The organism is Pantoea sp. X-Soil-TKNS-1207, from assembly GCF_059730485.1.
Window position 1 is genome coordinate 2,564,191 of the sequence record NZ_AP035958.1, and the last position, 14,046, is coordinate 2,578,236.

Here is a 14,046-nt window from a genome sequence, read left to right on the forward strand (position 1 = left end):
TGACGTCTTCGACAACAACAAGGGCAGGATCACACTCAGCTACGCTGCCAGCCTAAAAACTGGTCGTATTTGCGCAGTGCGATGCGGTAATTGTTATTACCGGCATCGGGTAAGTCGTTTTCCAGACATTCATGCCAGCTGTTGCCCCGTAAACGTTCAGCCGGGAAATTTTTTGCGCTAAGCATGTCGTCGAGACGACGTAACCGCACCACATATTCACGTATGGTGCTGTGACTCATCTCAGTCTGTTCAAAGAGGTATTGTTTGAACGCCATGATATCGAAGTAATTCGGATGAGTATTACAAAAAATATCGCTACAAAAGCGACACAATGCTGTCAATTCCGGCTGGAGTTTCATCCAGACCTGATCGTCAATCATTTGGTCCATGCGTGCGATGGCCTCTTTATTGATGATCTGGCCGCGAAATACTAACGCCATACGGTCAAGAACTTTGCCACAATGTGAACAATTGCTTTGGCTGTGCTTGTAGTCTTTAAGATAGCGACTTAAAGGTCTGGCTTTGGATTTGGCTCCCATTGCTGAGTCCCCGGTTTTATTATTTTTGGATCGCCAGGAACTGAGTCTGTCAGCGCGCTCCCGTTAATCGGGCACGCAGGCGTTTAATCGCCTGACTGTGCAGTTGACTGACGCGGGATTCGCCCACTTCCAGCACCGCGCCAATCTCCTTCAGGTTCAGTTCTTCCTGGTAGTACAGTGTCAGCACCAATTTTTCACGCTCAGGCAATGCCTCGATCGCTTCAATCACGCGCTCACGCAGATTCCCTTCCATAAGTTGATGAAGTGGGTTGGCTTCCTCATGCCCTTCCGTCACCAGCTCCGCACTGTCACCGTGCTCTTCCCGATACTCGTCGTAAGAGAAGAGTTGGCTGTTGTTGGTATCCAGCAGAATCTGCCGATACTCCTCCAGCGAAACATTCAGTTGATCAGCCACTTCCTGCTCGGTAGCCGCGCGCCCCATCGCTTGCTCTACCTGATGCATGGCACCGGCCACCTCGCGCGCATTACGACGCACGCTGCGAGGCGCCCAGTCGCGGCTGCGCAATTCGTCCAGCATTGCCCCCCGGATGCGCTGCACTGCGTAAGTGGTAAAGGCGGTGCCCTGGAGCGCGTCGTAGCGTTCCACGGCATTCAGTAAACCAATGCCACCTGCTTGCAGCAGATCGTCAAGTTCAACGCTGGCTGGCAAACGAACCTGCAAGCGCAGCGCTTCATGCCGCACCAGAGGAACGTAGCGCTGCCAGAGCGAATGTTTATCCATCACGCCATCGGCGGTATAGAGATCGTTCACGTTGACTACCCTGCGTTAATAAAGTTATCGGCATGATTATCCAATTCTGTAGGGTGTTTTGATTGGCAGAATAGGCAGGCAAAGCGCGTTTATTTCAATTTTGTAATGGATGGCGGCGTCAGCGACCGCCATCCTGGGAGGGATTAGCGCAGATTACGCAGACGCTGCCGCGTGCCGGGCGGCACGTTGTCCCACAGCGCACAGGTTTTTCCATCAAGCGCTTGATAAAAAGGGCTAATGTTCTCGTCACTTTCCAGCTGAGAATTAAACAGTACCCGGCCGGTTTCCGCGTCAATGCTTAACATTCGGTTGATAAAAAGCCGTTGTAAATCGCTGCGCAGGAACAAACCGTTATCCACGCTGTTATCGGCGAGGAAGCCTTCGTCATTTTCCTGGGTATCAATATGGCAGGCCTCCACCCACGGCCAGCTGTGGCGTTCAGTGAGCCGCGTACCGGTGATGACACAGGCGCCGTAGCGCGCTTTCACCGCCGCGTTGAACTCAGCCTGGCTGGCATGCTGGAACACCTTCGCTTTGACGCGACGCCCCACCTCAGTACCGGGCATCACCGCGTTGGGGACTTTATGCTGCGGCGTGCTCAGCACCACCAGGAACTGCACCTTGCGCGACAGCGGGAAGCAGGGGCACGCCTGGGGATCAAACAGCTGCCAGAACTCATCCTCTTCATTCTGGCGCATCAACACCAGCTTGAAGCCGCGACTCGCCAGCAGGTTCTGCGCCTCGGCGGAATGGGGATCGAGCATCGCATACACGCGCGTTTCCCCCACCACCTTCCAGCGGTTCTCCTTCTTTATTTCATCGGTGCGACGAAAATAGAGAAAAGCCTGCTGGTTCTTCAGATAGTGCTCAAAACGGCGCAGATAGTTTTTGCGTTCGTTATCGTCGGAGACAAACAGCAGATCCTCCAGCGGGCTATTAATTTCCGCCTGCGCAAACAGCGCGCGGATAATCAAATTGCGATAGCTGGTTGACGGGCTAAGCAACCCGCGTGCGGTAAGCTCTTTTTCGTCGGGATGCTGCTGCGCATAGCGCAACGCAATCTCTTCGAAGGTCAGTAGCTCACCGGGTAACAAGTCATAATTGAAGCGCATAGACACCCCAGAAAAAGGAAAAAATGATGCAAATTTCGAGTGATTCTGAAGGGTGTTATCGGCAGATCCGGAGGGTTCTGTAACAGGATGGTTACTTTTTTCTGGCAGGGAAACGCGGCGCGATCTCGCGCGCCGCCAGGCGAGAGATTACACCTGCTTCGGCAGCGAATCAGCCGGTCTGCTTTTAAAACGCGCGATGATGTCAGTGGCTAATTTTTCCACGTTATCATGACGTTCCGCGTCCGTCGGAGAAACACCGTGGGCGGCACGGAAATCAGCCCCCTGCATTTCAATCACCGCCTGAAGTGCAGAAAAGTTGGTATTTCTGACCCGTTGAAAGCCGGTGTTGGTCCTTCCCCAACGATCGAAGACCAGTAAAGTATCAGGACGTAGCGCCAGGAAAGGCTGATTCAGACGTTGCGATGGCGGCTCATGGGAGATACCGCCATCAGGATCGTAACGGGCAATAAAGTCACCGTCTTCATTCTCCTGAAAAATCGTGATGCCCTGCGAATGTGCCAGGTCGCTGTACAGCGCGTCTGCCGGAATAGCATCGATTTGCGTCTGTAAGGTCTGCTGGCGCACATTAAGTTTTTCGCGGTAGGTTTCGCCACCCGCCAGCGTTGCCACCAGCCGGTACCAGTCACCCTGGGGGCGGTAAGGTTCTTCCCCTTCGCCTCGCTCCGCGCTCATCTCCGCGGCAATAGTAACGATGCCCCGTAGCCCTTCACTGCCATACGGATGTGAAAAGAGTAAGTAGGCGAGCTGGTCGGTATTCAGGAGTCGCTTAGTGAACGCGGGCTGCGCATCTTCGATCAATCTGGCAATTTGCTTATCATTAAATTCACTGCCCAGAATCTGCTGACCGATCCTGCGCAGGGAATAGAGTAATAAAAAGTTGTCCGGTTCATTACTCTGCTCAGGATCAGGCAGGGCCTGAAATAACTTCTCAAGACTGTCATCGTTGAAGCCACTCATCCAGTCAATATCAACCTTGCCTTTTTTGGTAATCGCGGTGAATTGTTCATGACTATTGCAATATAACCCGATAATAGCGAGGCGCTCATGCGAAATAGCCAGGTTATCGATAAACTCGCGGCAGAGATATTCAATGCTGAATCCTTTATCGCCATAAGGCAGCCCAGCCAGATTCATCTGTGTCACCGGAAAACCTTCGCCGATGACCAGCGGGGCAATAACCATATCGCGCAAAAAACTTTTCATTCTGGCGTAACGTTCGCTGGTCAGATGCTGCTTAATACTTTTCTGGCAAAGAACGCCATCATAATATAATTCTCTCTGCTCAGCATTAATGACGCTTCGGGCCATAAAAAGAGGACTATGCTGCAAAACCTGCTCGAAGAGGATGTCACCGGGCAGGCGGTCCAGAAAGCGTATTTCAAACAACCGTTTGACCCGGTGCGCGATAACTTCATCAGGATCCAGGTTGCTTCTGTTTATCAGCTCAGCCAGATCGTCAGTATAGTTATAATAATCTACATTATAATCGTCTTCCTCTTCCCGATCGCTCCTGAGTCTCAACGCGTCAAAATCTATTTGATCATCATACGGGCTGATTTGCAGTAATATTTTATCAAACATATCTTTCATCAACCGGATCTGCTGTTGAACCGAATGTTCATTAATACGCCGGAAATTATCAGGCAGTTCGGGATCGTTGACGATATCCTGCAATTGGTCGTCTAATTCATCTAAACCCACCCCCAGCAATGCCAGATCCTGAATCAGCTTAGCGACGTCTGTCATTTCAACAAATTCAATAAATTGTTGTGGCGTCAAACCTGAACTCACCAAAATATTCACCAGATCATCATTGAGGACATTGATAAACGTCTTCAATGGGTCAATGCCATCCCTTTTTTTCAGCCTGACCTGTTCATGAAAGGCATAACTTTTCGCGGCACGCTGACAGGATTTCGCCTGCGCCTTTAAATGCCCGACCCGGTTCTTTTTTTCCGCTGGAGGAATCTCACTTGTTATGATGCTGTCTATGATTTCTCCGAGCCTTTCTTCATCATAGACGGATAAGAAATTATGCAGAATATTTTTGAAGTTTATCTCTTCTATGTTGGAAAGTGGCTGTGCAGCGGTGATTTTTCTGTCGATAAAACCGCTTAAATCACTGCACAAAGAGAGTGCAATCTTGCTGAGGACCGAATTTTTTACATGCGGGGCATTCTGCGAGAGAAAACGAACCATATGATCGAGGGATTTTTCATCCGAAAGATTGCCTCTTTCGGTACTGGTAGTGGCCAGCTGCGTTTCTCTTTTTCGGTTGCCACGGCTTTCTACATAACGCACCCCAGACTTTTTCGTCAGCGACGGTTTCTCTCTGGATAACGTCTGCTCTTTTGATTTATTTCTTAATAATTCACTTGCCCTTACCGCTGGCGGACCGCTTTCGATACGGATATTCCCGTCATGCTGCATACTATTTATTAACAACACCGGCGCGGGTCGATAAATATTCGTAACAGAAGCCAATGATAAATTCCCGCGCGCTGGTGCAATTGAGAGATTGCGGCTCCCACCTGAAGCGACAAGGGTTGGTATAGGGATGTTACGCGCGATCGCGGGGTTATTAGGTAATAACGACGGCGGCGTCATCGTTATTGGATTCGTGAGTGTATTGGATAATCGTAATGGGGCAGATAATCGGGTCGTGGTACCCGCTACGTTGCGGGTTGGCATCATGGTTCCGGCGGTCGCATCCACGCTATTATTCGGCATATATTTTTCCCTCTTAAATAACAGTAATCCATTAATCTTTGTGACGGGTTAAAAATAGGCCCCCGCCAGAGTACGGATGTAAATAACGGGGGCTGATGGTTTTATGGCGCGTGAAAATAATGTCAGGATGGCCGTGCTCGGGCGCGATAAAGCGCTAAAATCTCGCTGGCCAGGTTCTCCTGCGCCTGACGCTGCTCCACAATAGTGGATGCACGCAAACGTGTTTTATTAAGATTGGCCGTTTTCATCTCCGCGATGGCCTCAACTGCGGTAAAGCTGGTATCTTCGAAACGATCAAACTCCTCAATCTCTTCGCCTTCACAGGCACAAGGCACCAGGGCTTTTGGCCGGATCACCAGTAACGGCTGATCGAGAAATTCTACTGGCGGCGTCAAAGTCATCCCGCCGTCAGGATCAAAGTGCGCGATAAACTCACCCTGCTCAGTTTCCTGAATAATGATGGTGTTTTCATGTGCAGCCAGCAGGCTGTATAGCTCCGGGTTGGGAATTTTATTGATTTCTGCCTGTAAAACCTGACGGCGCACGGCGAGTTTGTCGCCGGATGATTTTTCATAAGCCAGCGTCTGTAGCAAATTCCGCCATTCAGCATAAGGGTGATAATCGCCTTCCTTCATCTCAAAATTTTTCGCGAGATAAATGACGCCGTTGCTAAGCAGAGCGCCTTGCGCATCCGTGATGGCATAAGGCTGGAGAAATAACAGATAAGCCATCTCGTCGATGGTGAAAACAACGCCAGCCAGATTTTTCATTGCATCGCTAATTAAGTTGCAAATCTGATTATCGTTAAAATCCGCGCCATAAATTGCTTCACCAATCACTTGCAGTGCATTTAATACTACAAACCGTGACAGTTCATTATCCCGCTCCCCATCCGGCAGCGCCTGAAATAACAATCCAAGGACATCATCACTCAGCCCCGCCATCCAGCCGACATCGAACTCTCCTTTCAGGGTGATTTCCGCCAGTTTCACATTGCCATAAATGGCATATGAACGCAGTCTCTCCAGTGATACGGCCGGGTTAGCGATAAACTCGCGATTAAGCATCTCAATGCTCAGCCCCTTGTCGCCAAAATTAAGCCCTTTCAGGTTCATATCTTCTATCGGATATCCTTCACCAATAACGAAAGGCGCTATGGTTAAATATTGCAAAAAGACCTCTACTCTTTCTGCCCGTCGATTATCAATGCAGTTTTTTACTTTCTCTTCGTTTAGCATATTCTTGTTGTACAGATTGGTTTGCTCGGCGTTAATCACACTTCTGTTCATAAATAGCGGGCTATGCCAGGCAGACTCGCGAAAAACGTTAAGCATTGCAACGCGGTCATATGCACGCATCTCCATTAGCCGCGTATTCCTGGCGATAATCACTTTATCGATATCAACGCCCTCCTGACCAGTTAAAGCGTCAGGATCGTCCATATAGTTATCACCGGCCTGGTTATCTTTAATTTCTCTATCGCTGATGATAAAAAACCCGTCAAAATCCAGCCTCCCGTCACAATAAGGTGTGATTTCCGACAATGATTCGTAAAAATATTCCTTTAAATTCCTGATTTGTCGCTGTACAGAGACTTCCCTGATTCGCGTAAGATGTTCGGGCAAGTCAGGATCGGCTAACGTTGCCTGCATAATATCGGGCCATATCTCTTCATTCGCTCCCAGCATCCCCATATTCTCAAGCAGACTAACGGCTTCGGTTGTCTCCAGGAACGCCGTATATTGCGGTTGGGTTATCGCTGCGTCCGTCAGCAGGGTAATAAGATCATGGTTAAGCGCATTAATAAAAAAATGGGTTAAATCAATCTCCGTGCTCTTTATTCCCCCGGCCTGCTGATAAAAAGCCTGACATTGTACGTCGTGCTGCGATCGTTCCGCCTGCGTGGTTAAGCTGCCTGACAGGCGCCGCTCTTCCAGGCGTGGCAGTTTAAACAACGGAATAATTTTTAGCGTGTTTTTTAACCTTACCTCATCATATTTTGCTAAATAATGATGAAGGATACCGTTGATCTTTTTATTATCCTCGTGGGAAAGTTCCCGAACGGATGTCAGTTTCCTGCCGATAAAACCGCGTAAGTCGTTGCGCAAACTTTGATTTATCTCGCTGACAATTTTTTCCTGAACACTGGGCCGGGTCAGCGTCAGCAATGGCATTTTTTCAGTAAAGACATCTGAAGATTTCCCGGCACGCTTAGTTCCACCAGGGACGCTTCTTATAGCCCCTCTGTTCACCGTTGCACTGGATTTTAATAAATCACTCTGCCCTGCCCCCGGATAAATCCCAGGTGATGAATGGTGAAAAGGCGTTGCGGTGACAAACCGCAGCGGGCGAATTGCACTAACCAATGAAGGTCTGACTGTGGGTGGATAAGAGGAAGATGGCGCGCTCAGGGATGTGATTTCGCGATGAGGGAATGAGGAGAGCGATGGCGCGGATAATCTCGGAATTGCAGCGGTATTGCTTAAATAAGCCACGGGCGGCACTGTTGTTGTAGTTAATGCTGATGGCCGGGTTGTTAATTGCAGCTGCCGGTTAAAAGAATTAGCATTAATTTGACTCAGATCTGACATAGGACATTCCTTATTCAATAATCATGTTCCATCATTTTTCTGGTATAGCGTGTGAAATCCCAGTACGCGGTTTTAACGCATGGCGCATCAGTCAGACGAGGGTAGTGAGAAAAATACGTCTGATGACTCTCCCTGCTGTGGATGAGTTCATCAACGCTTCACTGCTCTTTTTTACCTGAGTTGATTGTTTTCTTTCCTGATTTTTTCCTGACAAACCCTCAGCGTCACGCTGTTATCCCCCACATTGCCCCTCTTTTTAGCGGTTATTTGCGCCATTAACTGCCCTGCTTCACTCGTATGCTCAAGGCATGACTCTGCGCGCGCAGAGAACGAATGAGAAGAGAGCGAACTATGAAAGGAATTGTGCTGGCGGGCGGGACCGGGTCCCGATTGCATCCCGTGACCTGTGGCGTCTCCAAACAGCTGCTGCCGGTCTATGACAAACCGATGATCTACTATCCGCTTTCCGTGCTGATGCTGGCCGGTATTCAGGACATTCTGGTGATTACCACCCCGGAAGATCTGGCGGGTTTTCAACGCCTGCTCGGCGACGGCAGCCATTTCGGCGTCAATCTGCAATTCGCGGTGCAACCTTCGCCGGACGGCCTGGCACAAGCCTTTATCATCGGTGAATCCTTTATCGCCGGTGAACGCTGTGCGCTGGTGCTCGGCGATAACATCTTCTTCGGCCAGAGTTTCGGTAAAAAACTGGAAGAGGTAGTGGCGCGTCCGCACGGGGCCACGGTATTTGGTTATCAGGTGATGGACCCGGAACGGTTTGGCGTGGTGGAGTTTGATAAGCAGTTCCGCGCCCTGTCCATCGAAGAGAAGCCGCTGCAACCGAAATCTAATTATGCGGTGACCGGGCTTTATTTCTATGACCAGAATGTCTGCGCCATGGCGCGTGAGGTAAGACCCTCGCCGCGCGGCGAGCTGGAGATCACCACGCTAAATCAGATGTATCTTGACGATGGCCTGCTCAACGTCGAAGTGCTGGGACGTGGCTTTGCCTGGCTCGATACCGGCACCCATGAAAGTTTGCTGGAAGCCTCGCACTTTATTCACACCATTGAAAAGCGTCAGGGTTTCAAAATCGCCTGTCTGGAAGAGATTGCCTGGCGCAAAGGCTGGATTAGCGCGGACGACGTGATGTCGCGCGCCGGGTACCTGGGCAAAACGCAGTACGGTCAGTACCTCAAGATGCTGGTGGAGGAGTGATGGAAGTCATTGCAACCAAAATTGCGGATGTCAAAGTGATCAAGCCTGCGGTTTTTGGTGATGCGCGCGGTTTTTTCCTCGAAACATTCGAGAAGCGCCGCTACCAGCAGATGCTGAATATCGATCTCGATTTCGTGCAGGACAACCACTCACGCTCGGCGCGCCATGTGCTACGCGGACTGCATTTTCAGAAAACGCGTCCGCAGGGCAAGCTGGTACGGGTGGTGCGTGGCGAAGTGTTTGATGTGGCGGTCGATATCCGCCCCGATTCGCCTACCTTTGGTCAGTGGGAAGGCATTATCCTGTCGGAAGCCAATAAAACCCAGCTGTGGATCCCGCCGGGTCTGGCACATGGTTTTCTGGTGCTCTCCGAAGAAGCCGATTTTGAATACAAGTGTACCGACTATTATCAGCCGCAGGATGAAGCCTGCCTGCTGTGGAATGACCCGGACCTTGCCATTCAGTGGCCAATTGAAGTCCCCCAGCTTTCACCCAAAGACCAGCGTGGAATGACGCTGGCGGAGCTAACCTCATGCGTATTCTGTTGACCGGCGCTGCCGGGCAGTTAGGACGCTGCCTGCTGGACCGTTTTCCTGCCGACTGGCAGGTTTATCCCTATAGCTCGCAGGAACTGGATATCACCCAACGCGCCGCGCTGCGCGCCTGTGTCGCGCAATGCACCCCGGATGTGATTATCAATGCCGCCGCCTACACCGCGGTGGATGAAGCTGAATCCAACCCGCAGCGCGCCTTCGCCGTAAATGCCGATGGCCCGGCCCTGCTCGCCGAGGTGGCGCGTGAGTATCAGGCGCGGGTGATCCACGTCTCAACGGACTACGTCTTTGACGGCAGCAAAGCCACGCCGTGGCAGGAAGGCGATCCGCCCGCGCCGATCAACGTCTACGGACTGAGCAAGTTTGAAGGGGAAAAGCAGCTGATTCAGGAGCTGCCTAATGCGGTGATTGTGCGCACCGCCTGGCTTTTCAGCGAGTATGGCCGCAACTTCGTGCGTACCATGCTGACGCTGGGTCGCCAGCGTCAGCAGCTGAATGTGGTTGACGATCAGATTGGCAACCCAACCTATGCCGGTGATCTCGCCGCCCTGTTGATCCTGCTGGCGCAACAGCCGCAGATTAAAGGGGTGCTGCATTTTGCGGGCAACGAAACCGTCAGCTGGTGTGCGTTTGCCCAGGCGATTTTCCACACCGCCGCCGCGCAGGACGACGTCTACGCCAGCGTCAGTGTGAATCCGGTCAGCAGCGCCTCATGGCCTACGGCGGCGCCACGTCCGCGCAACGCCATGCTGCGCAGCCAGCGCTTACCCGCGCTGGGATATGCCCCCTCCAACTGGCGCGCCCGGCTGGTGGAGGTGATTCCGGCGTTGCTGGCGGAAGAAACCCAAAAACTGGCGAATTAAGCCAAAAAGCTCGTCTGTTTAACCCATCGTTCCTGCCCTGGCCTGAATAAAATAACTGCGTTTAATTTACTCAGGCTAAGGTTGGACGCCATGTCTTCACCCTCCCGGGCGCTGCTGCTTGATGCGGGATTCGCATCGCTGCCCTTTCTTGATGTGTTACGCCAGCATGGATACCGCACCGCGGTGTGCGGCAGCAAGACACAGGATCCCGGCCACCGCTTCGCCGATGACAGCAGCCCTGTTAACTACGGCGATGTGCAGCAGGTTATTGACCTGTGCCGCGCATGGGGCATCAGCGCCCTGCTTCCCGGCGTGACCGATGTTTCCTATCTTACCGGCGCGCGCGTCGCGGCTGAGCTGGGTTTCGCCGGATTCGATACTCCGGAGATCAGCGACACCCTGTTCCAAAAGGATCAGTTTCGCCACTGGGCGCAGCACCATCATTTCCCGGTCCCTGCGGCGGTCAGCCAGCTCGATCATAGCGATGCGCTGCCGTTACCGCTGATCGTGAAGCCGGTGGACGCCTACAGCGGCTTAGGTATTACCCATATCAGCCAGCGTGAACAGCTGAGCGCCGCTTTTCACGCGGCGCAGCAGGCATCGCGCAGCGGCGAAGCCTTGATCGAACAATTTATTGAAGGTTCGCTGCACAGCCATTCGGCGTTTGTGCGTAACGGCGCCATCGTCTGCGAGTTTTTTGTCGATGAATTCAGCACCGTCTATCCGTGGCAGGTAAACAGCAGCTCGCTGACCACGCAACTCAGCGACGTGATGCAGTCGCAGGTCAGCGATTGTCTGGCAACGCTGGTGTCGCAGCTGGGTCTGAGTGATGGCCTGCTGCACACCCAGTTTATGACCGATGGGCGCGATTTCTGGTTAATTGAACTGACCCGCCGCTGTCCGGGCGATCTGTATAGCCGCCTGATCAGCCTGTCAACCGGGGTGCCGTACTGCGACCATTTTGTCGCCCCTTTTATCGGCCTGAACGACCACTTTGACCAGCGTCGTCCGGCGCGTCAGCGCTTTATCGCCCGTCATACCGTCTCCGTCGCCGCGACCATGCGTTTCCCTGGGTTCCATTTTGCCAGCCTGCCCGCGCAGATTCTGGATGTCATTCCGCTGAAGCTGCCCGGCGACGCGCTGGAACCCGCCCCACGCGATCGCGCGGGCCTGGTGTTTGCCGAGTTCGACAATCTGACGACGCTGGCGAACCTGACCCCCAATCTTAATCAGTATCTCAATCCGCCGATGCAACAGGAGAGATCATCATGACTCAACCGCTCAACATTGCTTTTCTCGGGGGCGGCATCAATTCCGCCATCGGCCAGACGCATAAAATCGCCAGCCAGATGGATGGCGAGTTTCAGCTGGTAGCCGGTTGTTTCAGCCGCGATACGCAGATTAATCAGCAAACCGCGCAGGCATGGGGCATTGCGCCCGAACGCCTTTACGATCATTACGAAGCCTTACTGGCGGCGGAACATACGCGCCTGGATGCCGTGGTGATTTTGCTGCCGACGCCGCACCATCTGGATGTGATTGTGCGTTGCCTTGATTATGGTATCGCGGTGATTTGCGAAAAGGCGCTGGTGGAATCCGTGGCCAGCGCGCGGGTGGTGGACCTTGCTCTGCAACGAACCGGCGGCCAGCTGTTTGTCACCTATAACTACAGCGGTTATCCGATGGTGCGCGAGCTACGTCAGCGTATTGCCGATGGCGAACTGGGTAACGTCCAGCAGGTTCTGGTAGAGATGCCGCAGGAGGGTTTCAGCCGTCGCAATCCGGCCGGTGAGGTCGCACGGCCGCAAAGCTGGCGACAGAGCGACGGGGTGATCCCGACCGTGTCACTCGACCTCGGCGTACACGTTCATCAGCTGGTGGATTTTATCACCCAGCGCAAAGCCACCGATGTGTATGCGCTCAACAGCCACTTCACCACCCTGCCGAATATTATCGACACCGTGCACGCCGTGTCGCGCTATGAAGGCGGCCTGGTGTGTCAGTACTGGTACGGCAAAGCCGCGCTGGGCTATCGCAATGGGTTACGCATTCGGGTGATGGGCGATAAAGGGAGTGCCGAGTGGTTGCAGGTCGAGCCGGAGACGCTGAAGCTGTGTAACGTTCACGGCCAGGTAACGCTGATTGATCGTACCGACAACGCCAACCATATCGCCAGTCTGCCGCGCTACTGCCGCTTTAAAGCAGGCCATCCGGCCGGATTTATCGAAGCCTTTGCCAATTACTATGCTGACATCGCCCACAGCTTGCGCGGCGGCAGCAACGAATATAGCCAGGGTATTGAGACGGCGCTGAACGGACTGGAATTCCTTGAGCAGGCGCAGCGCAGCGCGACCTCACATCAGCCGGTCACGCTGTTCGGTCACAAAAGCCAGGCGGTCAACGCAGCGGCGATTGTCGCCGGATGATACCGCTCCCCCGTAATACGGGGGAGACATGCCACCCTCAGGCGGCCGCGATCTGGCTGGCCGCCAGCACAATATCAATGATGTGGGTCTGCTCAGCTTCGGTCAGCGTGGGGTGAATCGGCAGACACAGCACCTGTTGCGAGGTTTGCGTCGAGACCGGCAGATTATCAGGATGCGATGAGTCATAGCCTTTATACATCGGGAACTCGGAGATCAGCGGATAGAAGTAGCGACGGGCATAGATCCCGGCCTCTTTCATGCGCTGATAGAGCTGGTCGCGCGTCAGCGGGAACTGCTCCGCATGGATAAACAGCGGACAGTAGGCATAATTCCACTCGGTTTGATCATCCGCCTGCAACAGGGTTACGCCCGGCACCGATGACAGCGCCTCGCGGTAGCGTTGATAGATACGCTGGCGCACCGCAAACGCCGCATCCACATGTTTGAGCTGCAACATGCCGAACGCCGCCTGGAACTCACTCATCTTGCCGTTAATACCGGCCGCCACTACCGTGGTTTCATCGGCAAAGCCAAAGTTTTTCAGGTAATCGATACGGCGTTTAATTTTCTCATCCGGGCAGATAATCGCCCCGCCTTCAAAGGTGTTAAACACCTTGGTGGCGTGAAAACTCAGCACCGACAAATCACCGTGATTCAGGATGCTGACGCCCTCGCGTTTCACCGCAAAAGCATGGGCGGCGTCATAAATCACGCGCAGACCATAGGTATCGGCGATGCGCTGGATCGCGTCGGTATCACAGGGAATGCCGTAGCAGTGCACCGGCATAATGGCGCTGGTTTGCGGGGTGATAGCCGCCTCAATTTTCGCCGGGTCGAGGTTGCAGGTCGCCGGATCGATATCGACAAACACCGGCTTGATGCCGTTCCACAGCAGTGAATGCGAGGTCGCCACGAACGAGTAAGGCGTGGTAATCACTTCCCCGCCAACACGCAACGCCTGCAACGCCGTCATTAACGCCAGGGTGCCGTTCGAAAACAGGCAGATATGTTTAACCCCAAGATACTCCGCCAGCGCCGCTTCCAGCGCCTGATGGTAGGGGCCACCGTTGGTCAGGTATTTGCTCTGCCAGATATTCTCCAGATAGGGAATAAACTCCTCCAGCGGCGGCAGTAACGGGCTGGTAACCAGAATGTTTTTATTATCGTAATGCGGCGCGATCTTTTTCATTAAAACCCCCTGCGGGCGGTGTCATATTGCA

11 protein-coding genes are annotated in these 14,046 nt (G+C 53.0%); 5 read left to right on the top strand and 6 right to left on the bottom strand.

The features are described 5' to 3' along the window. Positions 1–35: 35 nt before the first annotated feature. The 5 genes from fliZ to AC6I8V_RS12085 form a co-directional block, all read right to left on the bottom strand. Positions 36–539, bottom strand: coding sequence for a flagella biosynthesis regulatory protein FliZ (fliZ, locus tag AC6I8V_RS12065; protein WP_497842495.1), 504 nt, complete (start codon positions 537–539; stop codon positions 36–38). Between the two features lie 49 nt (positions 540–588). Further along, the gene (locus AC6I8V_RS12070) at positions 589–1,311 is read right to left on the bottom strand and encodes an RNA polymerase sigma factor FliA (protein WP_013509526.1); all 723 of its coding nucleotides are present in this window, start codon (positions 1,309–1,311) and stop codon (positions 589–591) included. Positions 1,312–1,454: 143 nt separating this feature from the next. Further along, the gene (locus AC6I8V_RS12075) at positions 1,455–2,423 is read right to left on the bottom strand and encodes an HNH endonuclease signature motif containing protein (protein ID WP_497842496.1); all 969 of its coding nucleotides are present in this window, start codon (positions 2,421–2,423) and stop codon (positions 1,455–1,457) included. A 147-nt stretch (positions 2,424–2,570) separates the two neighbouring features. Beyond that, the gene (locus AC6I8V_RS12080; protein WP_497842497.1) at positions 2,571–5,174 is read right to left on the bottom strand and encodes a hypothetical protein; all 2,604 of its coding nucleotides are present in this window, start codon (positions 5,172–5,174) and stop codon (positions 2,571–2,573) included. Between the two features lie 122 nt (positions 5,175–5,296). After that, positions 5,297–7,765 carry a hypothetical protein gene (locus AC6I8V_RS12085; RefSeq protein ID WP_497842498.1) on the bottom strand — a complete coding sequence of 823 codons (2,469 nt, stop codon included), beginning with the start codon at positions 7,763–7,765 and terminating at the stop codon, positions 5,297–5,299. A gap of 351 nt (positions 7,766–8,116) precedes the next feature. Here AC6I8V_RS12085 and rfbA point away from each other — a divergent pair, with 351 nt between their 5' ends. The 5 genes from rfbA to AC6I8V_RS12110 all read left to right on the top strand — a co-directional run bounded on the left by rfbA (position 8,117) and on the right by AC6I8V_RS12110 (position 12,826). After that, the gene (gene rfbA / locus AC6I8V_RS12090) at positions 8,117–8,983 is read left to right on the top strand and encodes a glucose-1-phosphate thymidylyltransferase RfbA (RefSeq protein WP_497842499.1); all 867 of its coding nucleotides are present in this window, start codon (positions 8,117–8,119) and stop codon (positions 8,981–8,983) included. Further along, positions 8,983–9,531 carry a dTDP-4-dehydrorhamnose 3,5-epimerase gene (rfbC, locus tag AC6I8V_RS12095; RefSeq protein WP_497842500.1) on the top strand — a complete coding sequence of 183 codons (549 nt, stop codon included), beginning with the start codon at positions 8,983–8,985 and terminating at the stop codon, positions 9,529–9,531. Before rfbA ends, rfbC begins: the two co-directional genes overlap by 1 nt. Further along, on the top strand, positions 9,516–10,400 hold the full coding sequence (gene rfbD, locus AC6I8V_RS12100; RefSeq protein WP_497842501.1) for a dTDP-4-dehydrorhamnose reductase: 885 nt from the start codon (positions 9,516–9,518) through the stop codon (positions 10,398–10,400). Before rfbC ends, rfbD begins: the two co-directional genes overlap by 16 nt. Before the next feature lie 90 nt (positions 10,401–10,490). Beyond that, the gene (locus AC6I8V_RS12105) at positions 10,491–11,672 is read left to right on the top strand and encodes an ATP-grasp domain-containing protein (protein ID WP_497842502.1); all 1,182 of its coding nucleotides are present in this window, start codon (positions 10,491–10,493) and stop codon (positions 11,670–11,672) included. Then, positions 11,669–12,826 (top strand): Gfo/Idh/MocA family protein, encoded by a 1,158-nt coding sequence (locus AC6I8V_RS12110; RefSeq protein WP_497842503.1) that lies wholly within the window; start codon positions 11,669–11,671, stop codon positions 12,824–12,826. Before AC6I8V_RS12105 ends, AC6I8V_RS12110 begins: the two co-directional genes overlap by 4 nt. A gap of 37 nt (positions 12,827–12,863) precedes the next feature. Here AC6I8V_RS12110 and AC6I8V_RS12115 read toward each other — a convergent pair whose 3' ends face one another. After that, positions 12,864–14,015 (bottom strand): DegT/DnrJ/EryC1/StrS family aminotransferase, encoded by a 1,152-nt coding sequence (locus AC6I8V_RS12115; RefSeq protein ID WP_497842504.1) that lies wholly within the window; start codon positions 14,013–14,015, stop codon positions 12,864–12,866. Positions 14,016–14,046 lie beyond the last annotated feature (31 nt).

Bases quoted from the DNA above. Each gene is read 5' to 3' on its own strand.
- fliZ (WP_497842495.1), bottom strand. From the start codon at position 539: ATGGGAGCCAAATCCAAAGCCAGACCTTTAAGTCGCTATCTTAAAGAC.
- AC6I8V_RS12075 (WP_497842496.1), bottom strand. From the start codon at position 2,423: ATGCGCTTCAATTATGACTTGTTACCCGGTGAGCTACTGACCTTCGAA.
- AC6I8V_RS12080 (WP_497842497.1), bottom strand. From the start codon at position 5,174: ATGCCGAATAATAGCGTGGATGCGACCGCCGGAACCATGATGCCAACC.
- AC6I8V_RS12085 (WP_497842498.1), bottom strand. From the start codon at position 7,765: ATGTCAGATCTGAGTCAAATTAATGCTAATTCTTTTAACCGGCAGCTG.
- rfbA (WP_497842499.1), top strand. From the start codon at position 8,117: ATGAAAGGAATTGTGCTGGCGGGCGGGACCGGGTCCCGATTGCATCCC.
- rfbC (WP_497842500.1), top strand. From the start codon at position 8,983: ATGGAAGTCATTGCAACCAAAATTGCGGATGTCAAAGTGATCAAGCCT.
- rfbD (WP_497842501.1), top strand. From the start codon at position 9,516: ATGCGTATTCTGTTGACCGGCGCTGCCGGGCAGTTAGGACGCTGCCTG.
- AC6I8V_RS12105 (WP_497842502.1), top strand. From the start codon at position 10,491: ATGTCTTCACCCTCCCGGGCGCTGCTGCTTGATGCGGGATTCGCATCG.
- AC6I8V_RS12110 (WP_497842503.1), top strand. From the start codon at position 11,669: ATGACTCAACCGCTCAACATTGCTTTTCTCGGGGGCGGCATCAATTCC.
- AC6I8V_RS12115 (WP_497842504.1), bottom strand. From the start codon at position 14,015: ATGAAAAAGATCGCGCCGCATTACGATAATAAAAACATTCTGGTTACC.